The 22123-nt window shown below is 64.7% G+C and carries 19 protein-coding genes; 11 read left to right on the forward strand and 8 right to left on the reverse strand.

Translation table 11 applies throughout. The features are described 5' to 3' along the window. The first annotated feature begins 74 nt into the window (after window positions 1-74). Together G6N57_RS08300 and G6N57_RS08305 are read left to right on the forward strand one after the other, a co-directional pair. A complete protein-coding gene (locus G6N57_RS08300) occupies window positions 75-761 on the forward strand; it encodes a TetR/AcrR family transcriptional regulator (RefSeq protein WP_133118305.1) in 687 nt (228 codons plus the stop codon). A 9-nt stretch (window positions 762-770) separates the two neighbouring features. Next, window positions 771-1640, forward strand: a complete 870-nt coding sequence (locus G6N57_RS08305) for a LysR family transcriptional regulator ArgP (RefSeq protein WP_077740033.1) — start codon at window positions 771-773, stop codon at window positions 1638-1640. Between the two features lie 7 nt (window positions 1641-1647). On the opposite strand, the gene G6N57_RS08310 is transcribed toward G6N57_RS08305, so the two are convergent. Together G6N57_RS08310 and G6N57_RS08315 are read right to left on the reverse strand one after the other, a co-directional pair. Further along, a complete protein-coding gene (locus G6N57_RS08310; protein ID WP_077740034.1) occupies window positions 1648-2229 on the reverse strand; it encodes a TetR/AcrR family transcriptional regulator in 582 nt (193 codons plus the stop codon). 13 nt (window positions 2230-2242) lie between these two features. After that, the gene (locus tag G6N57_RS08315; RefSeq protein WP_077740035.1) at window positions 2243-3187 is read right to left on the reverse strand and encodes an oxygenase MpaB family protein; all 945 of its coding nucleotides are present in this window, start codon (window positions 3185-3187) and stop codon (window positions 2243-2245) included. A gap of 80 nt (window positions 3188-3267) precedes the next feature. Between G6N57_RS08315 and G6N57_RS08320 the strand changes: the two genes are divergently transcribed. Then, window positions 3268-3750: an OsmC family protein gene (locus tag G6N57_RS08320; protein ID WP_077740036.1), complete on the forward strand. Its 483-nt coding sequence runs from the start codon at window positions 3268-3270 to the stop codon at window positions 3748-3750. Between the two features lie 6 nt (window positions 3751-3756). Here G6N57_RS08320 and G6N57_RS08325 read toward each other — a convergent pair whose 3' ends face one another. From G6N57_RS08325 to G6N57_RS08335, 3 genes are all read right to left on the reverse strand, one after another. Then, window positions 3757-7032, reverse strand: coding sequence for an NAD-glutamate dehydrogenase domain-containing protein (locus G6N57_RS08325; RefSeq protein WP_407665978.1), 3276 nt, complete (start codon window positions 7030-7032; stop codon window positions 3757-3759). 223 nt (window positions 7033-7255) lie between these two features. Next, window positions 7256-7954, reverse strand: coding sequence for an alpha/beta hydrolase family protein (locus G6N57_RS08330; protein WP_077740037.1), 699 nt, complete (start codon window positions 7952-7954; stop codon window positions 7256-7258). Window positions 7955-7964: 10 nt separating this feature from the next. Beyond that, window positions 7965-9029, reverse strand: a complete 1065-nt coding sequence (locus tag G6N57_RS08335; RefSeq protein WP_077741841.1) for an NAD(P)H-dependent amine dehydrogenase family protein — start codon at window positions 9027-9029, stop codon at window positions 7965-7967. Between the two features lie 101 nt (window positions 9030-9130). Here G6N57_RS08335 and G6N57_RS08340 point away from each other — a divergent pair, with 101 nt between their 5' ends. From G6N57_RS08340 to G6N57_RS08360, 5 genes are all read left to right on the forward strand, one after another. Further along, entirely contained in the window at window positions 9131-9799 is a 669-nt protein-coding gene (locus G6N57_RS08340) for a TetR/AcrR family transcriptional regulator C-terminal domain-containing protein (protein ID WP_077740038.1), read from the forward strand. A gap of 110 nt (window positions 9800-9909) precedes the next feature. Next, window positions 9910-10338, forward strand: a complete 429-nt coding sequence (locus G6N57_RS08345; RefSeq protein ID WP_077740039.1) for an MmpS family transport accessory protein — start codon at window positions 9910-9912, stop codon at window positions 10336-10338. Beyond that, on the forward strand, window positions 10335-13214 hold the full coding sequence (locus G6N57_RS08350; RefSeq protein ID WP_077740040.1) for an MMPL/RND family transporter: 2880 nt from the start codon (window positions 10335-10337) through the stop codon (window positions 13212-13214). The genes G6N57_RS08345 and G6N57_RS08350 overlap by 4 nt, the downstream gene beginning before the upstream one ends. Beyond that, entirely contained in the window at window positions 13211-13846 is a 636-nt protein-coding gene (locus G6N57_RS08355; RefSeq protein WP_077740041.1) for a TetR/AcrR family transcriptional regulator, read from the forward strand. Before G6N57_RS08350 ends, G6N57_RS08355 begins: the two co-directional genes overlap by 4 nt. A gap of 298 nt (window positions 13847-14144) precedes the next feature. Then, window positions 14145-14645 (forward strand): DUF5994 family protein, encoded by a 501-nt coding sequence (locus G6N57_RS08360; protein WP_077740042.1) that lies wholly within the window; start codon window positions 14145-14147, stop codon window positions 14643-14645. Between the two features lie 63 nt (window positions 14646-14708). On the opposite strand, the gene G6N57_RS08365 is transcribed toward G6N57_RS08360, so the two are convergent. The 3 genes from G6N57_RS08365 to G6N57_RS08375 all read right to left on the reverse strand — a co-directional run bounded on the left by G6N57_RS08365 (window position 14709) and on the right by G6N57_RS08375 (window position 17580). Then, window positions 14709-14912, reverse strand: a complete 204-nt coding sequence (locus tag G6N57_RS08365; RefSeq protein ID WP_029106149.1) for a cold-shock protein — start codon at window positions 14910-14912, stop codon at window positions 14709-14711. Window positions 14913-15136: 224 nt separating this feature from the next. After that, the gene (locus tag G6N57_RS08370; protein ID WP_077740043.1) at window positions 15137-16099 is read right to left on the reverse strand and encodes a DUF808 domain-containing protein; all 963 of its coding nucleotides are present in this window, start codon (window positions 16097-16099) and stop codon (window positions 15137-15139) included. A 68-nt stretch (window positions 16100-16167) separates the two neighbouring features. Next, a complete protein-coding gene (locus G6N57_RS08375; RefSeq protein WP_077740044.1) occupies window positions 16168-17580 on the reverse strand; it encodes an NCS2 family permease in 1413 nt (470 codons plus the stop codon). A gap of 321 nt (window positions 17581-17901) precedes the next feature. Here G6N57_RS08375 and G6N57_RS08380 point away from each other — a divergent pair, with 321 nt between their 5' ends. The 3 genes from G6N57_RS08380 to G6N57_RS08390 all read left to right on the forward strand — a co-directional run bounded on the left by G6N57_RS08380 (window position 17902) and on the right by G6N57_RS08390 (window position 22060). After that, window positions 17902-18501, forward strand: coding sequence for a sigma-70 family RNA polymerase sigma factor (locus G6N57_RS08380; protein WP_174814548.1), 600 nt, complete (start codon window positions 17902-17904; stop codon window positions 18499-18501). A 221-nt stretch (window positions 18502-18722) separates the two neighbouring features. Then, window positions 18723-19151, forward strand: coding sequence for an MmpS family transport accessory protein (locus tag G6N57_RS08385; protein ID WP_077740045.1), 429 nt, complete (start codon window positions 18723-18725; stop codon window positions 19149-19151). Next, window positions 19148-22060 (forward strand): MMPL/RND family transporter, encoded by a 2913-nt coding sequence (locus G6N57_RS08390; RefSeq protein ID WP_077740046.1) that lies wholly within the window; start codon window positions 19148-19150, stop codon window positions 22058-22060. Before G6N57_RS08385 ends, G6N57_RS08390 begins: the two co-directional genes overlap by 4 nt. Window positions 22061-22123: the final 63 nt, after the last annotated feature.

A 22123-nucleotide genomic window follows, 5' to 3' on the forward strand; every position in this document is an offset into this window, starting at 1 on the left:
CACATCGCGCTGCTGTCCGATCTTGACCTACGACCGTGGTAGGAGATCTGCACCGACCACAGGACGATCCGGACGTGAGTGATTACGCTCGTGCTGTGGTCCAGAGTTCGACCCGCAGACGTGGTCCCCGGCGGGATGTCGACACCCGAGCCCTCATCGTCGACACCGCCGAGCGAATGTTCGCCGAGACATCGATCGGTGCGGTGGCCTCGCGCGCGGTGGCCCGCGAGGCCGGTGTGGCCAGCCGCGCAGTGGCCTACCATTTCCCGGCCAAGCGGGACCTGGTGCTGGAGGTGGCCCGGCGGCGCGCCCCGACCGTATTCGCGGCTGTCGTCTCCGAACTCGTGCGGGTGGCGCAGTCGGGAAACGAGATTGGTGTTTTCGACGTCGTGGAGGCCTTGATCGCGCCCTACGTGCGGTTGCTCGATGAAGATCCGGTTGGTGGATTGCGCTGGCTCAAGGTGATGAATCAGCTGGCGCTGGACGAAGACGAGATCTGGCTCGACCAGCTGGCAGGCACACCGAGCCTGTCGGAGTTGTTCTTCGCCGCGGCAGGGCGTGCGGTGCCGGACATTCAGACCAGAGAAGGCCAGCAGCGCAGCACAATTGCGATCCTCGGGATGATCGGCGCGCTGGCCAGTTCCGACTTGTCGCTCTATGGTCGGCCGCTGGGGCCTGAAGGCCTGGACCGCGGGTGGGTCGACCAGCTCGTCCGATTCACCGGCAGCGGATTACGCGGCGCCGAGAACCCGCCCGACTAGGATCGTTGCGTGCAGATCGACGGCCAGCAGCTAGCTGCCTTCGCCGCGGTGGTCGAGCTGGGAAGCTTCGACGCCGCCGCGCAGCGCCTGCATGTGACCCCGTCGGCGGTCAGTCAGCGCATCAAATCGCTTGAACAACGCGTCGGTCAGGTTCTCGTCGTTCGCGAAAAGCCCTGCACTGCAACATCTGCCGGCGTTCCGCTGCTGCGGCTGGCGGCGCAGACGGCGCTGCTGGAATCCGAGACCCTGGCGGAGATGGGTGGTGGCGCGGCGCACCGCACCAGGATCGCGCTGGCGGTGAATGCCGATTCGATGGCGACGTGGTTCACCGGTGTATTCGCCCAGGCGTCCGAGTTCTTGTTCGACATCAGGATCGAGGACCAGGACCTCTCGGCGCGGCTGCTGCGTGAGGGGGTGGTGATGGGCGCGGTGACCACCGAACGCCGCCCGGTCCCAGGCTGCCGGGTGCACCCGCTGGGGGCGATGCGCTACGTGCCGGTGGCCGGCGCTGAATATGTGCAGCGCTACCTGCCAGACGGATTCACGCGCGACGCGGCGCAGGCGGCTCCGTCCCTGGCCTGGAACCGCGACGATGCGTTGCAGGATCAATTGGTGCGTAAAGCATTCCGTAAAGACATTGTCAGGCCGATTCACTACATCCCGACCGCCGAAGGGTTCGGTGCCGCGGTGCGCGCCGGGTTGGGTTGGGGAATGTACCCCGAAGAGTTGGTGGACGACGACTTCGTCCGAATCACCGAGCAGTACCTGGACGTGCCGCTGTACTGGCAATGCTGGAAGCTCGACAGTTCCACCGTCGAGGCCATCACGGCGGCGGTCCGCAACGCGGCGGGGAGTTTGCGCGGGTCGGCGCGGGACTGAGATTCCGCTAGCGCACCAGCGGCGCCAGGTGCTTGCGGGCGTAATCGCGGATCGCGTCGTCGTCGTTGACGTCCAGTATCGGCGTGGGCATCTGGGCCAGCGATACCGCGAGCCGGATGTGCAGTTCCGACACCGCCAGCAGGTCGGCTTCGGGCATGGTGGCGCCGGCCGCGCGCAGTGCCTTCGCCATGGCCGACGAGGCGTGGTGGAGAAAGGCCGGGGCCTGGTCGTAGGCGCCGGCCACCGCGGTGAAGTCGGTGTCCAGTCGCAGGAACCGGCGCATCACCGGTTCGGTCGTCAGCAATCGCAGCCCTTCGCGGAACGCCGCCACCGCGGCCTCGTCGGGCCCCGAATCGATTGCGACGGTGCGTAATCGGTGCATGGCGAGATCGAAGGTGCGCCGGCCTAGTTCGGTGATCAACGCGTCGCGGGTGGGGAAGCGGCGGTACAGCGTCCGGCGGCTGACACCGGCCTGCTTGGCGATGACGTCCAGGCTGGCCCGACCCAGCCCGACGAGCGCCACCTCCTCGGCGGCGGCCTTGAGGATGGCGTCTTCCTGCTCGGATTGGCTGGCGTTGCTGCGCGGCATCGATACCAGTGTGTCAGCCTGCCGCCGGACAGCCCACTGGGGCGAACGAATCCAGTGCCACCGACCGGTGCAGGCGCACCAACTTCTCGTACTGCAGCCGGTTGTAGGCCAGGGGGATCAGCAGCAGCCGGTCCGGCAGCACCCGCCACGCCACCTGCAGCAACCGGGTGTACACCGCGAACTCACGGTCGTGCCGGGACTGCCAGCGGAACCCGGTCAGCTCCCGGACCCCCGGATGCATGATGCCGAACGAGCACACCTTGATCACCCGGCCCGCGATCGGCCGAACCGCCAGCCACGGCGGGGTCAGCGCCAACCGGACCGGGCCGGGCAGCAGCAGCGTGGGCAGCGGCAACCGGGTCAGCCCGTCGGTCACTCGGCTCAGAAATTCGTTGCCCCGCAGGTGTTTTTCCACCACCTCGTCGTAGTAGCCGGCCGCCTCGGCATAGGTTTCCGGCAGTTTCGCCGACGCGCCCGGTAGCTCGATCGAACGAAAAGCCTTGAGTAGCTGGGCGTAGGCCGCCTCCTGCTCGGCCGCGTTCATCGTGATACCGGTCGCCGGAGTGAACGAGTGCAGGACCACGAAGATCCCGCTGATGGCGATCCAGTTCCACAGCTGTGGGTTCAGAGCGCTGTAGCGGACCTCGGCGAAGTCGTCCTTGCCGTGTCCACGGACGTCTCGGTGCATCGTTTGCAGGCGGCGGCCCTCGGCCTCCCGGTCCTCGGCGTCACCCCAGATCGCCAGCAACGCGGAGAATCCGCTGCGCACCCCGCGATCGAGGAAATTGCGTTCGAACCGGCCGCTGCGGTCGACAGCAGCGGCCACGGGAACCAATGCCACCTCGTCGAAGGCGGCAGCCCCGAACGCACCTCCCAGGATGCTGCCCGAGTGCCTGCGGAAATCCGCGAGCACTTCCGGTCGTACTACGTCTGCTTCGGCCACACTGCCAATCGACATGACACAAAGGCTAGCAATGTGTGCCAATGTGTCAATAGTCGATCTGCTCCTGACCCAACGTGATTGGTACCGTCACGCGCATGGCCAACCGGACACATCGATACGAGGTCGAGGTGACCTGGACCGGCAATACCGGTTCGGGGACCAGCGGCTACCGCGACTACGCCCGCGACCATGACGTGACCGGCGTCGACATGTCGGGGAAGCCGCCGATCCCGGGTAGCGCCGATCCGGCTTTCCGAGGGGACCCCCAGCGCTGGAACCCCGAGGAGCTGCTCGTGGTCAGCCTGTCGCAGTGCCACATGCTGTGGTACCTGGCGTTGTGCGCCAAAGCGGGCATCGTGGTCACTGCCTATAGCGATCGGCCGGATGGCACGATGAGCGAGAATGCCGAGGGCACTGGAGTTTTCACCAATGTCACGCTCCGACCGCAGGTGGCCATCACCGACCCGGAGCGGGTCGGTGAGGCCACCGGGTTACATCACGAAGCCCACCGCATGTGCTTCATCGCCAATTCGGTCAACTTCCCGGTGACTGCCGAGCCCACCATCAAGGTGAGCTGAGCCGGCTCACCGATGGAGACGGCGCAGCTGGGCTGAGGCCACCGACAGCACCGCCAAATCAGGTTCGGCGGAATCGAGGAACTCGTCGAGTGTGCGCTTGGCCCGGTCTAGGCGTGGCCGGTTGTAGGCCTCGAAGTCACGGATGGTGCTTGTGGCGTGGGCGCCGTCGATCCCGTGCCTGGTGACGTCGATCGTGAGATCACGCAATGAGCGGTACAGGTCCTCTCGAAGGGCAAGTCGGGCCTGGGCGTGCCAGCGGCCACCTCGGGGAAGCGAGGACACGGCCAGTAGCAGCCGATCCACCCCCAGCCGGTCCGACAGCTCGAAGTAGATCCTGGCCAGTGGAGCCGAGTCCTCCTTGTGGACATGAGCCACCTCGATGATGTCCAGAAGGCTGAACGCATAGAGCGATTCGCTGATCCGGTGGGCGATGTTGTCCGGCACGCCGCGAGTCACCAGATCGTCGTGCGCCGCCAAGACGGTGTCTCGCTCTTGGCCCCGCAGCATCGATCCCAACTGCCCGCGCAGCCTCGCCACCTGGTTGCTGAATCGCGTGATCTCGCTGTCGATTTCGAGCGGTTGCGGTCGGTTGAGCACAAACCATCGGGCAGCCCGGTCGAGTAGGCGCCGGCCTTCGATGATCATCGCGTTTGTCAGCGCGGGCGAAAGGTCGGCGGCATAGATATCCGACCAGAGCGTGTCGAGATCGAAGACCTCTGACACCACTGCGTGCGCCCGAACGATATCGGCTGGGGCAGCACCGGTTTCCTCGGAGAGCCGGAATGCGAAGGTCAGCCCCGAGGTGGCCAGCACGCCGTTGACGACCGAGGTGGCGGTGATCTCCCGGCGCAGCGGATGCTCCGGGAGCGGCTCGCCGAGCTGACGCCGTAGCGTCGGCGGGAAGTACCGGGTCAGCAGCGAGACGAAATATGGGTCGTCGAACGTCTCGTCGCGAAGCAATTGTTCCTTGAGGTCGAGCTTCACGTGCGCCAACAATGTGGCCAGTTGCGGAGAGGTAAGGCCACGGCCGTCCTTGGCGAGATCGGCGAATTCGGCTGGGGTGGGCATGTTCTCGCGGGAGCGGTGCAGCCCGCGGCGAGCTTCCAGGTCAGCCGTCATCCGGGCGTGCACATCGACCATCTGGGCGGAGTTGGACCGGGCATCGCTGAGCAGACGATTGTGTGCCTGGTTGTTGGCCACGACGAGCTGCGCCACTTCGCCTGTCATCTCGGCCAAGAGCCGGTTGCGGGCGTTGCCGGTGAGCAGGCCGGACCGTGCGGCGGAGTCCAGCAAGATCTTGATGTTGACCTCGTGGTCGGAGCAGTCCACTCCGGCGGCGTTGTCGATGGCATCGGTATTGACGAGGCCGCCGCGCCGGGCGTATTGGATGCGGGCGCGTTGGGACAGCCCGAGGTTGCCGCCCTCGACGATCACCCGCGCCCGGACCTCCTCGGCGTCCACTCGCACCGGATCGTTGACCTTGTCGGCGATGTCGGAGTGCTGTTCGTCGCCGGCCTTGATGTAGGTGCCGATTCCGCCGTTGAACAACAGGTCCACCGGCGCACGCAGGATGTGGCTGATCAGTTCGGTGGGAGTGAGCCGGGTCTGGTCGTCGTCGAGGCCGAGGGCGGCGCGCATCTCCGGTGTGGTGGCAATGGTCTTCGCGGTTCGCGGCCATACCCCGCCACCCGCGCTGATCACCGAACGGTCATAGTCGTCCCAGCAAGACTGAGGCAGCTCGAACAGCCGTTGGCGTTCCTTGCGGGCGAGCATGGTGTCGGGCTGCGGGTCGACGAAGATGTGCCGGTGATCGAATGCGGCCACCAGCTGCAGGCCGGGACGCAACAGCATGCCGTTGCCGAAGACGTCCCCGCTCATATCGCCGACGCCGACAGCAGTGAACTCGTCGGTCGCCGAATCGATACCGAGTTCGGCCAGGTGGGTGTCGCCGCTGACCCAGGCGCCGCGAGCGGTGATGCCCATCGCCTTGTGGTCGTAGCCGGCCGAGCCGCCGGAGGCGAAGGCATCGCCCATCCAGTAACCGCGGTTGAGCGCCACCGCATTGGCGGAATCGGAGAATGTGGCGGTGCCCTTGTCCGCGGCCACCACGAGGTAGGGGTCGGGTCCGTCGTGGCACACCACTCCGCCGAAGCGGGGCCGATCTTCGGAATCTGACGGGGCGGTCTTGTCGACCACGTCGAGCAGTGCGGCGATGAACTGCCGGTAGCTCCGTAACCCCTGCACGCGGGGTGATTGGTCCGCTTTCGGCCGGGCTTTGACGACGAAGACACCCTTGGCGCCGACCGGCACGATCATCGCGTTCTTGACCGCCTGCGCCTTCACCAGTCCGAGGACCTCGGTGCGGTAGTCGTCGTGGCGGTCCGACCAGCGCAGCCCGCCGCGGGCCACCAGTCCGAAGCGAAGGTGCAGACCTTCGAATTCCGGTGAATAGACGAAGATTTCGGAAAGAGGTCGAGGCTGTGGCAGCTCGTCGATGGACTGAGCGTCGAATTTGTGAACCAGATAGGGCGCCCAGACCGTGAGTGCGTCAGGCGCGAATGCGTTGGTGCGTACGGTGGCGTTGATCAGGTTGTGGTACGTGCGCAGGATCCGGTCGGCATCGATGTGCAGCACGTGATCGATCTCGGTGGCCACCCGCTGCTCGGCCTCGGCGATGCGGGCGATGCGGTGGGGGCTGTCGGCGGGCTGCTCGGTGCGGTCGAACCGGGCCTCGAACAGGTCGAGCAGTGCACGCGTGGCCGCCGGGTTGTCCAGCAGGACTCGTTGAATGCGGGTCTGGCCGTAGGGCAACGGCAGCTGCCGGAGGTATCGGCTGTAGCTGCGCAGCACGGTGACCTGCCGCCAGCTCAGGGCGGCTCGCAGGAGCAGCGCGTTGAATCCGTCCGATTCGACCCGGCCGGCCCACATCGCCCGGAAGGTCTCGCGGATGCGATCGACGGTGTCGTCCTGCGGCTGAGCGACCGCGTCGACGACGTCGGAACCGGGCTGCAAGAGCAGGTGGTAGACGTGGCAGACCCGCCCGTCCGGCCTGGTCCAGGTACCCGCCTGTTCCTCGAGGACCTCCAGGTCCATGCTTTGCAGTGCGGGCAGCATCCGGCGCAACGGAACCGGATCGAGCGCGGCGAGCGCGAAGTTCAGCCGTCCGTCAGCGCTGCCGGTCCAGTCGAGGTTCACCTCGACGGCATCGCCCATCAGATCGTTGAGCGCAGCGGCCGCGAGCAGCCGGCTGGGTACCACAACCCCGGCCTGCTGATCCTGCATGACGGGCGCAATGGGGTTGGCGCGCAACGAGTCCACGGTTGCAATCTCCTCAATCGTCGTTGATCGATGCCGTCGGTTGCGTTCGACGGTTGGACCAATCCTGTGGTGTGGAGCACGCGTTCGAGGGTTGCAAAGTGTCAGCGAAATGGTGCTGGTCGTTACATTGTGTCGGCCGAAGCCGGCAGCAGCGTCGAGGCAACCGACCTGCCTGGCGAGAGGCCGGTCAGATCGGCTGACTGGTAAGCCATTCGACCGCGGCCGCCCAGTGTTCGGCCGCGGGGTTGATCTGCTCGCCGTGAGGCAGCCTGTGGTACTCGCGTAACTCGACGCTGTCACCGTCGCGGAGCGCGGCATCGCGATAGTCGCGGGAATGTGCGGCGGGCACCCGGACGTCGTCGAGCCCGTGGGTGATGAGGACGGGGCGGCCGACGGGAAGCTGGTATCGCGGGGATGCCATGCAGTAAGCATCGGGGTTCTCCTCGGGCGTGGCGCCGATGAACTCGATCGCGGCGTCCTCACCGAGGCCTTCGTCGAAGGTGCGTCGCACGTCCGTCACCGGCGACAGAGCCAAGACGAGGTGGGCCTGCCGGGCGTTGAGCAATGCCAGCTCCCCACCCACGGAATGACCGATCAGCACGATGCGCTTCCTTGCGGACGTCTCGCGCACTGCGAATGAGACTGCGGCTGTGGCATCTTCGAGGGTCTCCGGGTATCCGCCGTCCCGGCCGACACGCCGGTACTCGATGTTGGCGACGTCCCATCCGCGCGCCGCCAGGTCGGCGGCGAGCGGATCCATCAGATCGGCGCCGAAGGTCCCGCGCCAGTAGCCGCCATGGATCAGCACTGCGAGGCCGATGCATGGCGACGAGGGCGCCCATCGATCGACGTATTGCTCGGGGTGGGAGCCGTACGCATGTCTCATGCAGTCGGTTCTAGCTCATCGGCACGACTCCCCGCGGCAGGACCAACGGGAGATCGTTGTAGGTGACGATGCCGGGCGCGGCGTTTACCACCGCGGGGATCGCGTTGATCGGGGGAGTCGCGGTCATGATGTGCCCCAACACCATGAACTCCTCCAGGGTGGTGGCCTCGAAGTCCGGCGGCGGCAAGAAGCCGACCTTCATCGTCACGGTCGGCCGGCCGGCCACCTCGATCACCCAGCCATCCTGGTCTATCTGCCAATCCGGTTGCAGGGTCTGGCCTTTGCGCCACCGCAGGGTGAGTTCGACGCGGGTCTTGTCGCCCACGATCCCCTTCCAGCTGACGAACACGCCCGCGACTCCACCCGCCGGGATGGTCCACGAGCCGAGGTCGAGATCCTCCGTGGTCTGGGCATACTCGGCGTCGCAGCGGACCTCGTCGAACTCGATGCCCAGCGCGTCGCCGATCATCCGTACCGCCTCGCCGAACACTCCGGTGCCGTGGGCCGTCATGGCCTGCAGGTCGGGGTGATCGATGGGCTGGCCGAACCCGACCGGCTTCTCGGTTTCCGGCGAATCGTAGAACGTGGTGTCGGCGGCCTCGTTGACGGTGACCTTGTCGACGCGGTCGCAGATGCCTGCCGCCACGATCGCCAGTTGGTTGACGTAGCCCGGGCTGATGCCCGATCCGAACATGGTCGCTCCGCCCTTGCGGCAGGCCTCGGTGATCCGGTCGCGGCCCTCACCCTGGTTGTGTCCGGTGATGAATGAGGCGGTCGCGACGACATTGACTCCGGCGGAAAGAATTTCGACGAGCTCATCGACGTTGATCCACATCGGGTTGTAGACAACAGCATCCGGCTTCAGGGCCAGCAGTGCCTGCACGTCGTTGGTGGCGGTGACCCCGAGATGCTCGATGCCGACGAGCTCACCGACGTCCTTACCGGCCTTGTCCGGAGACCATGCGTAACAGCCGATCAGCTCCAGATTCGGGTTGCGGGCTATGGCTGCCACCGAACTCTTGCCGACGTTTCCCGTCGTCCACTGGACAACCCGGTACGGAGAAGTTTGTGACATCGCGGCGGCTCCCTTGCTCGGTTTCGGGCAGTTTTCCACGACCGTGAGAAAAAAGGAAGAGTGGACCGACCGGAACTGCCGGAGCAACTAGGATTTGTGGTGTGACCACCGAAAACGCGCCGCGACGCGGGCGGGGACGTCCGCCGCGTATCGATCAGGACAAGATCGTCGCCGCGGCCCGCGCCCTTGCGCCGGGTGCGCTGACGATGCAGGCGGTGGCCGATGCGCTCGGGGTGGACCGCACCACGCTGCACTACTACGTGGGTGACCGTGACGGTCTGCTCGAACTGGTGGTGGCCGACCTGTTCGAGACCGAGTTGCGTTCGATCAAGCTGCCCGAGGGTGCGAGCTGGCAGGAGATCCTGCGGGCCTATGGCAACGCCATCCGCCAGGGCGTGCTCAAACTCGGCGTGACGGCCACGAGCTTCCGGTTGCGCGGGACCAGCGGAGCCGCCAGCCTTGCGTTGGCCGAGCAGGTGTTGCGCGCCTTGACCAACGGTGGATTCCGGTCCGAAGACGCGGGGCGGGTCCTCACCCTGGTGTCCGGGCTCGCCATGTCAGCGGCGCACGATGTGCTCGGCTCGGCGGAGTCTCGGTTGCATCATCAGACGCCCGAGGTGGTGCGCGCCCTCAAAGACCTGCCGTCCGGTGACTTCCCGCTGCTGAGCGGCGTGGTGGCCGGTCGGGGTGTCGACGCGACCGCCGCCCAGGACTTCGAATTCAACCTCGACATCGTGATTGCCGGCCTGGAGCGATTCCTGGCCGAATAGGGCCGGGTCGTGGTCGGGGCGTGTCTCGAGTACAGTGCTCAGCATCCTCTTAGGCGGAACTCGAGTTCCGTCTGGGTAAATTGTGAATAGCAGGTCGGGGAGGCGCAACTGTGGTCCGGTTGCTCAAAAAAGCGTGGATACCGCTGGTGCTGGTGGTGGTCGTCGCTTTGGGCGCGTACGCGATCCTTCGAATTCGTGAGTCCAACCATCACGTACCGAGGGCCGCGGACGGCTCCGGAATTACCGCGAATTTCAATCCGAAGCACATCACGTACGAGGTCAGCGGGTCCGGCGGAACCGCGAATCTGAACTATCTCGACGAGAACGGTCAACCCCATCTCATCGAAAACACCCCGTTGCCTTGGTCGTTCACGATCGTGACCACGCTGCCCTCGATGTCGGCGAACATCATGGCCCAGGGCGATCGTGACGTCAGCGACCTCCGGTGCCGGGTGACCGTCGACGGCGAGGTCCGCGACGACCGGGCGAGTACCGACACCGTCAAACCGTTCATCTACTGCTTGGTGAAATCCGTATGAGCAACGCGCATTCGAAGCCCCACCGGCCGTTCATCGGCCACATGGTCCGGATCTTCTCGCTGCCGATCATCGTGTTCTGGGTGCTCGTGGTGGTTGCCCTGGGCACCCTGGTGCCCTCGCTCGACAAAGTCGCCGAGGCCCGGCAAGTCCCGCTCAGCCCGACGAATTCGGCTTCGTACCAGGGGATGCTGAACATCGGCAAGGTGTTTCAGCAGTACGACTCGGACTCGTCGGCAATGGTGGTGCTGGAGGGTGACGACAAACTCGGCGATGAAGCCCACAAGTTCTACGACCAGATCGTCGACAAGCTCGAGGCCGACCGCGAGCACGTACAGAACGTTCAGGACTTCTGGAGCGATCCGCTGACCGCGGCCGGTTCGCAGAGCGTGGACGGCAAGTCCGCGTATGTGCAGATCTTCCTCAACGGCTCGCAGGGCACCAGTGCCAGCCACGAATCGGTGGCCGCGGTGCGCGACATCGTGGCCTCAGTGCCCGCGCCGCCGGGCATCAAGGCCCATGTCGCCGGCAACACCGTGCTCAACGCCGACACCCAGGTCGCCGGGCATCAAAGCATGGCGACGATGGAGTTGGTGTCGGTCGCCGTCATCATCGTGATGCTGCTGTTCATCTACCGGTCCATCGTGACGATGCTGGTGTCGATGGTCATCATCGGCCTGGAACTGTTTGCCGCACAAGGTGTCACGGCAGCAGCGGGCTATGTGAACATCATCGGCCTCACCCCGTACGCGGTCAGCATGGTGACCATGCTCTCCCTGGCCGCGGGAACCGATTACGTGATCTTCCTCCTCGGCCGGTATCACGAGGAGAGATCGAAGGGCCTGGAGAAAGAGGACGCGTTCTACGTCGCGTATCACGGTGTCTCCCATGTCATCCTGGGCTCCGGCTTGACCATCGCGGGTGCGTGCATGTGCTTGACGATGACGACGCTGCCGTACTTCCAGACCATGGGTCTGCCGTGCGCGATCGCGATCCTGGTGATCATCGCCGCCGCCTTGACGCTGGCCCCGGCAGTGCTGACCGTCGCCTCGAAGTTCGGCCTGCTCGATCCCAAACGGGAGCTCTCCACCAGGGGCTGGCGCAAGGTCGGCACGTCCGTGGTGCGCTGGCCGATTCCGATCATTTTTGTGACCAGCCTGATCGCCATCATCGGCTTCGTCAGCCTGCTGACGTATGTGCCGCAGTACAACGACCAGAAGTTCACCCCCGCCGACATGCCGGCCAACCTGGCCATGGGGGTGGCCGACCGGCACTTCTCCCAGGCACGCATGAACCCCGAACTGTTGATGCTCGAGGCCGACCACGATCTGCGCAATCCTGCCGACATGCTGGTCATCGATCGCGTCGCCAAGGGCGTGGTGCATATGCGCGGTATCGAACGGGTACAGACCATCACTCGTCCGCTGGGCTCGCCCATCGAGCACAGCTCCATCCCGTTCCTGCTCGGCGCGCAGAACGCCGGCACGCTGCAGGGCGCGAAGTTCAACAACGACAACTCGGCGCAGATGCTGGAGCAGGCCGACGAGATGGCCCGCACCGTCGCGAGCATGGAACGTATGTACACGCTGATGACCGAGCTGACGGCCACCACGCACAGCATGGTGGGCCGCACGCACGACATGGTCGAAGCCACCAAGGAGATGCGCGACAACCTGGCCGACTTCGACGATTTCTTCCGGCCGCTGCGCAACTACCTGTACTGGGAGCCGCACTGCTTCGACATCCCGATCTGTCAGTCGATGCGGTCGATCTTCGACACGTTGGACGGCATCGACAAGCTCACTGACGAAATGCAGGGGCTGACAATCGATATGGACCGTATGGATCAGCTGATGCCGCAGATGCTGCCGGTGCTGCGCTCGACGATTGACTCGATGTCGCGCATGAAGGACTTCATGATCTCGACCCACAGCGTCATGGCCGGCACCCAGGCTCAGCAACAGGAACTAGCCAAGGGCGCCACCGAGATCGGCCTGTACTTCGATCAGGCCAAGAACGACGACTTCTTCTACCTACCACCGGATGTGTTCCAGAACCCCGACTTCGAACGGGGCCTGAAGATGTTCGTCTCACCGGACGGTCACGCGGTTCGCTACATCATCACCCACCAGGGCGACCCGGCCTCGGTCGAGGGCATCGCCCACGTGCGTGACCTCAAAGACGTTGTCGCCGACGCGGTCAAAGGCACACCGCTGGCCAACGCGAAGGTGTCCCTGGCCGGTACCGCATCGATGTATGCCGATATGCAGGACGGAGTCAAGACCGATCTGATGATCGCGATCATCGCGTCGATGATCCTGATCTTCGCGATCATGTTGATCATCACCCGAAGTGTGGTGGCCGCCTTGGTGATCGTCGGCACCGTGGCCGCGTCACTGGGCACCGCATGCGGTTTGTCGGTGCTGTTGTGGCAGGACATTCTCGGGCTCGGCGTGCAATGGATCGTGATCCCGTTGTCGATGGTGATCCTGCTCGCGGTGGGCTCGGACTACAACCTGCTGGTGGTCTCCCGTCTTCGGGAGGAGATCCATGCCGGACTCAACACGGGCATCATCCGCGCCGTGGGTGCCACCGGACGCGTCGTCACCGCGGCCGGGCTGGTGTTCGCGTTCACGATGGCGTCGATGATCGTCAGTGACCTGCGGGTGATCGGCCAGCTGGGCACCACCATCGGTATCGGCCTGATCGTCGACACGCTGATCGTGCGTTCGTTCATGACGCCGTCGATCGCCGCGGCGCTGGGCCGCTGGTTCTGGTGGCCGCTCAACACCTTTGAGATCACCAGGCAGGGCCGCCTCGATCGGGAACGGAAGAAGCTCGACGACGCAACCGCTCCCATTCCGACGACGACGGCATGACCGTGATGACGGGCCGCGACGATCCGCCGGACGCAGAGTCGAAGCTGCGCAGGCGCACCGACGGTCGACTCGACCGGTCGCGTGACGCGGCCATCCTCAACGCGGCATTGGCAGCCTTGGCGGAGAACGGTTACGTCAACACCAACATGAACGACATCGCCGCGCGAGCCGGTGTCGGCAAGGCGGCGATCTACCGCCGCTGGTCGTCGAAGGCCGCGCTGATCACCGATGCACTCGTGTACTGGCGGCCTGACCTGCTGGACGACGATGCGCCTGACACCGGCAGCCTGGAAGGCGATTTCGACGAAATCGTGCGTCGGGCGGTGCGCAACGACGAGGAGCACTTCTCCTACGACCTGGTGCTGAGGGCCGCGGTCGAGGCCACTCACGATCCGCATCTCGCTTCGGCCCTCGACGATCTCATGCTCCTCAAGGGCAGGCGCGTGGTGACCGCGATCCTGGAGCGGGCCGCTGCCCGGGGTGAGGTGGCAGCCGACCGGGACTGGTCACTGGTTGCCGACGTGATGACCGGGATGTGTCTGATGCGGGTGATCAGCGGGCAGAGCATTGACGCGAAGTTCATCCGCGACGTCATCGACACGTTGATCCTGCCTGCGGTGCGCGACCGGTGACGGTGGTGCCGAGAACCTGACCGTCAGTGGTCGCGACACCGTTGATCGGTGTAGGTTTGTGGTTAGGCCTGACGTTGAACCGTCAGTCGGCGATTAACGATCGCCTGCCATCCAATGCCAGTGCGGTAGTCCCGCACCTCTCAAGGACACTCTTCATGGAATCGTCCGAACTGTTTTCACACTGCGAGCAGCAAGAACCCGCGCAGGAGGCCGAGCGTTCGTTCGAACCGGCCGCCGCGCCGGTTTTCTCGGATCGGCCTTCGGATCGACCTCACCCTCGTGCAAAAGCGCACCCGTCGTGAATGGCCTCAACGGCACCCGGCGGCTGGCCAGCCCGGTTCGGCTGGCCCTCGCGCGGCAGCTGGGCACGGATATCGACGGAGCGTGGTGGCCGCACACCGGATCGGTGGCCAACGAACTACCCGAGCTGGTCGGCGTTCTGCATCGATCACTCGGGGAAGTTGTTGATATTCGGGTCAATTGGTCGTCTGCCGAGGGCCAGCTCGACCTGGATTCGATCGTGACCGGGACCCGGGGGCCAACCGGGATGAAGCTGAGCCGGCCCCGCTTGATGATGGTCGCGGGGCGCGACACCTGCGTGAAACTCCTTGTCGTCCCGTGCAAGACGTCGCAATCACTCGGCGCCCTGGTGATGCGCTGCGCTGCGGCGATGCCTGTGGAGGAAATGGAGCGCCGCACACCGGCATACGAGACGGCTGATCGCGTGCTGCGCGTGGCCCAACTCGAATCCGCGCGGTGGTTGGGGCATCTGCCGGACCCGACGGGAATACGGGTCTGAATTGCACAAATGGGCTGGTACGGAAATTATCCGTACCAGCCCATGATCAGGTTTTAGAGCGGTTTAGACCGCAGTAACTCCTACTGCCTGGGGGCCCTTGGCTCCCTGGGTGATCTCGAACTCGACGCGCTGGTTCTCTTCGAGTGAACGAAAACCGCCGCCGGTGATCTCGGAATAGTGGACGAAGACGTCAGGAGCGCCACCGTCAGGGGCGATGAAGCCGAAGCCCTTTTCGCCGTTGAACCATTTCACAGTTCCCTGTGCCATATTTTGCTTCTCTCATTGTTCAAACCGGACGTACGAAACACGTCCACGAACAGTATGGCACGCCGAAACGCGTTGACCTAAAAAATATTTGCGCCGGCGAATTTTCTGGAGGGTCCGCCGAATCATTTCGGCGGCAGAATCTGCGCGCAGGCACTTTCGACTCGAGGGCTGCTGGTCTCCTGAGAATTGCAGCCCCGCAGGGGAAATCGGCGCGCGGCCAACTGTCATGCAGCGGCGTCGTGCTTGTCCTTCTTGCCGAACGGCAGCACGTGCATGATCCCCACGACCACGGTGCCGACGACCAGACCGATAACCGCTGAGGCGGCGGTGTTGGTCAGCCAGGCCAGCACACCACCGAATGTGCTGCCCACGGCGTGACGGACGGCCTCCTCGGCGTGGTGGACCAGGCCGTAGAGCGTGTGCCAGCCGAGCGTGTCGGTGCCGACCAGGAGGATGTGTCCACCGACCCACAGCATGGCCACGGTGCCGATCGTCGACAGTGCGGCGAGCAGCTTCGGCATTCCGGCGACCAGGCCGCGGCCGATCTTCTGCGCCAGCTTGGACGAGCGCTGGGCCAGCAGCAGACCGATGTCGTCCATCTTCACGATGCCGGCGACCACGCCGTAGACAGCGGCGGTGATCACCAGCGCGACGATCACCAGAATGATGAGCCGCGGCCAGAAAGACTGATCGGCCACTTCGTTGAGCGCGATCACCATGATCTCGGCGGACAGGATGAAGTCCGTCCGGATCGCGCCGGTGATCATGTACTTCTCGGCCTCGCCGCCGGTCGCAGTGGTGGGCTGATCGTCGGCGTCATGTCCACCGTGGCCCATGAACCGTCCCCAGACCTTCTCGGCGCCTTCGAAGCAGAGATAGGTGGCGCCCAGCATCAGGATCGGCGTCAGCAGGAACGGCGCGAACTGGCTGAGCAGCAACGCCGCGGGCAGGATGAACAGGATCTTGTTGCGCAGCGAGCCGATCGCGATGCGCTTGATCACCGGTAGCTCACGATCCGCGGTGATGCCGTGGACGTACTGCGGCGTTACCGCGGTGTCGTCGATCACCACACCGGCGGCCTTGGCGGTCGCCTTGCCGGTCGCGGCACCGATGTCATCGATCGACGCCGCCGCGAGCCGTGCCAGCGCGGCAATGTCGTCGAGCAAACCGAACAGGCCAGCGCTCACGGCTGTCCCTCTTCACCCAAGCAGCTCATCGGAGTAGTCATCCCCATGAGCGAGAAGGCTACCGGCCCTCACATGCCGATGAGTGACTCGATCCAGCCGCGGGCGAAGTAGAGGATGAAGCCGGCGGCCACGATCCACAGCAGCGGGCTGACCTCGCGGGCCTTGCCCGCGGCCGACCGCAGCACGGCCCAGGCCACGAACCCGACGCCGATGCCGTTGGCAATCGAATAGCTGAACGCCATCGTGGCCACGGTGAGCACCACGGGCAGCGCCACCGAGAACTCCGACAGGTCGATGTGACGCAGCTGCGAGACCATCATGGCGCCGACGATCACCAGGGCTGCGGCGGCGACCTCGGTGGGCACGATCGAGGCGAGCGGGGCGACGAACATGGCCGCCAGGAACAGCGCGCCGGTGATGAGGTTGGCGAACCCGGTACGGGAGCCTTCCTCGATGCCTGCCCCGGACTCGATGAACACGGTGTTCGACGATGCCGACGAGGATCCACCGACGACGGCGCCGGCGCCTTCGACGATCAGAGCCGATTTCAGGCGCGGGAAGTTGCCTTGGGAGTCGGACAGCCCGGCCTCCCGGGACAGCCCGGTCATGGTGCCCATGGCGTCGAAGAAATTGGCGAACACCAACGTGAACACGAGCATGATCGCGGCCAGTGCGCCGATCCGGCTGAAGGCGCCCAGGCTGACGTCGCCGACGAGCGAAAGGTCCGGCAGTGCGAACGGTGAGCCGGACAGGGTCGGCACCGACAGACCCCAACCGCCGTGCTTCTCCTGTGCTGAGCCGAGGTGCCAGATCGCCTCGACGATCACGGCCACCACGGTGCCGGTGACGAGGCCTATCAGGATGCCGCCGCGGACCTTGCGGGCCACCAGGATGCCGGTGACCAGCAGGGTGAACACGAACACGACGGTGGGCACGGTATTGATCGAGCCGACGCCGCCAGTGCCGAGCCCGACCGGTGGGGAGGGCAGGCCGGTCGAGCCGACGAATCCGGCGTCGACCAGTCCGATGAAGAGAATGAACAGCCCGATGCCCGCGGTGATCGCCAGTTTGAGTTGCATGGGGACGGCGTCGAACACCAGGCGGCGGAATCCGCTGGCCGCCAGCGCCACGATGATGAGGCCGTCGATGACCACCAGACCCATGGCCTCGGGCCAGGTGACCGTGCCCACCACGGTGGTGGCCAGAAACGAGTTGATGCCCAGGCCCGCGGCGAACGCGAACGGCAACCGGGCGATGATCCCGAACAGGATGGTCATCACGCCGGCCGCCAGGCATGTGGTGGCCGAGACTTGTGCGAACTGCAGCTTGTTGCCCGCGACGTCGGCGGACCCGGACAGGACGACGGGGTTCAGCACGATGATGTAGGCCATCGCGATGAAGGTGACCACGCCTCCGCGGATCTCGGAGAGGACCGTCGAACCACGGGTCGAGATCTCGAAGAAGCGATCGAGTCGATTCATAACCGATGAGCCTAAGGCGGGATTGGCCCAGTTTCCCGGCGTATCGGCGATGTTTGCCGCGGAGTCAATATCCGGTTGTCGAACGGCAACAGCCGCAAGGGGATTGGCTGCCGGAAAATGGTTTGACCTCAACTTGGGTTGAGGTGTCATGCTGCGTGCATGACAGTTCGACGCGACCGGTGCGGTGTGGAAAACCGCCTCGATCCTGGGGGTAATCCCCCTGGGGGGCCGGTGCGTCGCCGGATAGCTTCGAATGGCGAGCGTCTGAGGCAAGCGATATGAGCAGTGGCAGGAGCGGGGGCCATGCCGATGAGCACGGGTATGCACGTGAGTAGTGACGATTGTCGCGCGGAACGGTTCGAGCGTGACGCGTTGCCGCTGGTAGACCAACTCTTCGCAGCGGCGCGCCGCTACACGCGCAATGTGGCCGACGCCGAAGACCTGGTCCAGGAGACAATGGTCAAGGCGTACAGCAGTTTTCACACGTACCGAGACGGAACCAACATTCGCGCCTGGTTGTTCCGGATCCTGACCAATACGTGGATCAACTCGTACCGCACTGCACAGCGCCGCCCGCAGGAGGTCTTCGCCGACGAACTCTCGGATGCGCAACTGGCCGAGGTGGCGCTGCGGTTCCCGCTCGGTGTGGTTTCCGCCGAACTGGCGGCGCTGGAATCGATGGGTGATGACGACGTGCGGGATGCCATGCGGGCATTGCCGGAATCACAGGGCGTCGTCGTGTACTACGCCGACGTTGCGGGATTCCGGTACAAGGAGATTGCCGAGATCCTGCAGATTCCGGTGGGGACGGTGATGTCCCGGCTGCACCGGGGCCGCCGCGCGTTGCGTTCGCGGCTCGTCGAAATGGCGGTCGCCCGAGGCTATCTGGACCGTCCGTCGCACGACGGCACTGCGGCCTAGTTGCTGAACCCCGCCGCGGAAGCCGAGGGTTGACAGGGATCGGACAGCAAGCTCCCAGAAAGGGAGCCGCGGCTGCGTTCCTGGTCACAGCGGTGTAATGTTCCTCCCCGCTGTACATAGTTATTCGAACTAATTCGCCGATCGCCAGGGCGTCATCGCTTGAGGCGGGTTCGGGTAATCGTCGGGAGGTTCCGGTGAGTCCTGGTCGGGGTGCTCGTCGTGTGTTGAAACACGCGTGGATTCCAGTGGTTCTGGTGGTCGTACTCGCGGTGTCGGGCCTGGTGGTCTCGCGTCTGCACCGGATGTTCGGCTCGGAAGACCTCAACGCGAATGCCGGTGCCGGTATCGAGATCGTCCAGTTCAATCCGAAGGTGGTCTTGTACGAGGTGTACGGACCGCCCGGAACTTCCGCCGAGATCAGCTATTTCGATCCGGACGCCAATGTGCACTCGGTCAACGCCCCGCTGCCCTGGTCCGTCACCTTGTCCACCACGTTGCCCACAGTCAGCGCGAACCTGATGGCGCGCAGCGACAGTGAAGGTAGCGGCGGCCACATCGGCTGTCGCGTCACCGTCAACGGGACTGTCCGCGAGGAGCAATCCGCCGATGGCGTCAACGCCCAGACCTACTGCTTGGTGAAGTCCGCATGACCGCATCCGCCACCCCGCCCCAGTCCACCGGCAGGCCGAAGCGTCCTGTCTTCCCGCACCTGCTCCGCATCCTGGCGTGGCCGATCATCCTGATCTGGGTCGCGATCGCGGTTGTGGTGAACGTGATCTCGCCGCAACTGGAGGTCGTCGGCGAATTGCACGCCGCGCCGATGGCGCCCGAGGATGCGCCGTCGATGCAGGCGATGAAGTTGATGGGCGCCAACTTCAAGGAGTTCAACTCCAACAGCACGATCATGGTCGTTGTCGAGGGCCAGGAGCCGTTGGGCCCGGACGCGCACCGGTACTACGACGAGATCATCCACAAACTGCAGCAGGATCCCGAGCACATCCAGCACATCCAGGACTTCTGGGGTGACACGCTGACCGCGGCCGGTGCGCAGAGCGCCGACGGGAAAGCGTCGTACGTGATGATCAACCTCGCCGGCGAGCAAGGCATGACGCTCGCCAACGAGGGCGTCGAAGCCGTCCGCAAGGTCATCGAGGAGACGAAGGCTCCCCCGGGAGTGCAGGCCTACGTGGCCGGGCCTGCCGCACTGACCAACGACATGCACGTCATCGGCAACGCGAGCCTGGCCGAGATCACCCTGATCACCTTGATCGCCATCGCGGCCATGCTGCTGGTGGTCTATCGCTCGATCAGGACCACGCTGATCCAGTTGTTCCTCACGTTCCTGGCGCTGCTGACTGCCCGCGGCGTGGTGTCCGTGCTGGCAATGCACGACGTGTTCGGGTTGACCACCTTCGCGGGCAACATCCTGACCATGCTGGCGATCGCCGCTGCCACCGACTACGGCATCTTCATCTTCGGCCGGTATCGCGAAGACCGCGGCATGGGCCTGGACCGGGATGACTCCTACTACGCAACCTTCAAATCAGTTGCGCCCGTCATCGTGGGTTCCGGTCTGACCATCGCCGGAGCGACCTATTGCCTCAGCTTCGCGCGACTGCCCTACTTCTCCACCATGGGTGCCCCCGTCGCGATCGGCATGGTCGTGGTCGTGGTCATCTCGGTCACGCTCGGCCCGGCGGTGCTGTACCTCGGCAGCCGTGTCGGGCTGTACGAATCCAAGCGGCCCCCGCAGAGCAAGTTCTGGCGCAAAGTCGGCACCGCGGTGGTGCGTTGGCCCGCACCGATTTTCGTAACCAGCCTGTTCGTCGTGCTGATCGGGGTGGTGGCCATCCCGGGGTACAAGCCGGCCTACAACGACCGGTACTACCTGCCCGAGGATGCCCCGGTGAACGTCGGCTTCGCCGCTGCCGACCGGCACTTCTCCCAGGCCAGGATGAACCCCGACATCCTGATGGTCGAGTCCACCCATGACATGCGCAATCCTGCCGACATGCTTGTGCTGAACAAGATCTCGAGCAATGTGATGCACGCCGAAGGCATCGCGATGGTGCAGAGCATCACCCGGCCGCTCGGAATCCCCATCCAGCACAGCTCGATTCCGTTCCAGACCAGTATCTCGGGGCAGACCAGCAATATGAACCTGCCCTTCCAGCGCAAGCAACTCGAAGACCAGCTTCGGATGATCGACGCGACCAACACCTCGATCGACATCATGAAGAGGCAATATCAGCTCTCGCTAGAACAGACCCAGCTCACCCAGGACTCCGCGGCCAAGTCGCAGGAACTGCTCGAGGTCACCAAGAAGATGCGCGACAACATCGCGAACTTCGACGATCAGTTCCGGCCCATGCGTAACTACTTCTACTGGGAACCGCACTGCTTCGACATCCCGATGTGCTCCGCGGCACGTTCGGTCTTCGATGCTCTCGACGGTATCGATGAGCTGACCGACAAGACCTCGGCGGTTCAGGTCAACACCGACGAACTGGCTGACCTCGCACCGAAATTGACTGCGCTCCTGCCGCAGACGATCGCGTCGATGGAAACCAGCCGGGACCTCTCGCTGGCGTCGTACAACTCGCAGAAAGCACTGATCGACCAGATGCAGGCGATGAACGACACTGCACTGTCCATGGGTGCTGCCTTCGACGACGCGAAGAACGACGACCTGTTCTATCTGCCCCCGGAAGCCTTCACGAACCCCGACTTCGAACGTGGCCTCAAGATGTTCCTCTCGCCGGACGGTAAGTCCGCCCGCATGTTCATCACGCACCAGACCGACCCGGCGACGGTGGACGGGATCGCACGAGTCGAGTCCGAGCGCAAGGCCGCGCAGGAGGCCCTGAAGATGTCGTCCCTGTCGGACGCCAAGATCTATCTCGGCGGTGTGGCGGCGACATACAAGGACATGTCCGACGGCGCCCGCTACGACCTGATGATCGCGGTGGTATCGGCGCTGACGCTGATTTTCATGATCATGCTGATTCTGACGCGCAGTGCGGTGGCCGCGTTGACCATCGTGCTCACGGCCGGCAGTTCGATCGCCGCGTCGTTCGGTATCTCGGTGTTGCTCTGGCAGGACCTGTTCGGGATGCCCGTGCACTGGCTGGTGATGCTGATGTCGGTGATCATCCTGCTGGCCGTCGGATCCGACTACAACCTGCTGCTGGTATCCCGATTCCAGGACGAGATCCACGCGGGCCTCAAAACCGGCATCATCCGGTCCATGGCCGGCACCGGTGGCGTGGTCACCTCGGCCGGGCTGGTGTTCGCGGCCACGATGGCCGGCATGATGGCGAGCAACTTGATCGTGCTGGCCCAGATGGGCTCGACCATCGCGATCGGCCTGCTGATCGACACCTTCATCGTGCGGTCATTGCTGATGCCGTCCATCGCCACGCTGCTGGGACGGTGGTTCTGGTGGCCGCAGGTGGTTTATCCCCGCGGGGACAACCACTTCCGCAAACCGGCGCCGCGGCGGACACCTCGCGAGGATGACGACGACGACACAGCGGCCATCCCGGTGCCGACGAGCTAGATCCGGCAGGTCTGCGACCCTGGAGCCACTTACGCCGAGGATTACTGCCAATATGTGGCTGGA

It is taken from the genome of Mycolicibacterium boenickei (assembly GCF_010731295.1).
GTDB lineage: Bacteria > Actinomycetota > Actinomycetes > Mycobacteriales > Mycobacteriaceae > Mycobacterium > Mycobacterium boenickei.

Excerpts from the sequence above, each read along its gene's own strand:
- G6N57_RS08390 (WP_077740046.1), top strand. The coding sequence starts at position 19,148 with ATGACCGCATCCGCCACCCCGCCCCAGTCCACCGGCAGGCCGAAGCGT.
- G6N57_RS08330 (WP_077740037.1), bottom strand. The coding sequence starts at position 7,954 with ATGAGACATGCGTACGGCTCCCACCCCGAGCAATACGTCGATCGATGG.
- G6N57_RS08350 (WP_077740040.1), top strand. The coding sequence starts at position 10,335 with ATGAGCAACGCGCATTCGAAGCCCCACCGGCCGTTCATCGGCCACATG.
- G6N57_RS08335 (WP_077741841.1), bottom strand. The coding sequence starts at position 9,029 with ATGTCACAAACTTCTCCGTACCGGGTTGTCCAGTGGACGACGGGAAAC.
- G6N57_RS08375 (WP_077740044.1), bottom strand. The coding sequence starts at position 17,580 with ATGAATCGACTCGATCGCTTCTTCGAGATCTCGACCCGTGGTTCGACG.
- G6N57_RS08365 (WP_029106149.1), bottom strand. The coding sequence starts at position 14,912 with ATGGCACAGGGAACTGTGAAATGGTTCAACGGCGAAAAGGGCTTCGGC.
- G6N57_RS08380 (WP_174814548.1), top strand. The coding sequence starts at position 17,902 with ATGCACGTGAGTAGTGACGATTGTCGCGCGGAACGGTTCGAGCGTGAC.
- G6N57_RS08310 (WP_077740034.1), bottom strand. The coding sequence starts at position 2,229 with ATGCCGCGCAGCAACGCCAGCCAATCCGAGCAGGAAGACGCCATCCTC.
- G6N57_RS08315 (WP_077740035.1), bottom strand. The coding sequence starts at position 3,187 with ATGTCGATTGGCAGTGTGGCCGAAGCAGACGTAGTACGACCGGAAGTG.
- G6N57_RS08355 (WP_077740041.1), top strand. The coding sequence starts at position 13,211 with ATGACCGTGATGACGGGCCGCGACGATCCGCCGGACGCAGAGTCGAAG.
- G6N57_RS08325 (WP_407665978.1), bottom strand. The coding sequence starts at position 7,032 with ATGCAGGATCAGCAGGCCGGGGTTGTGGTACCCAGCCGGCTGCTCGCG.
- G6N57_RS08320 (WP_077740036.1), top strand. The coding sequence starts at position 3,268 with ATGGCCAACCGGACACATCGATACGAGGTCGAGGTGACCTGGACCGGC.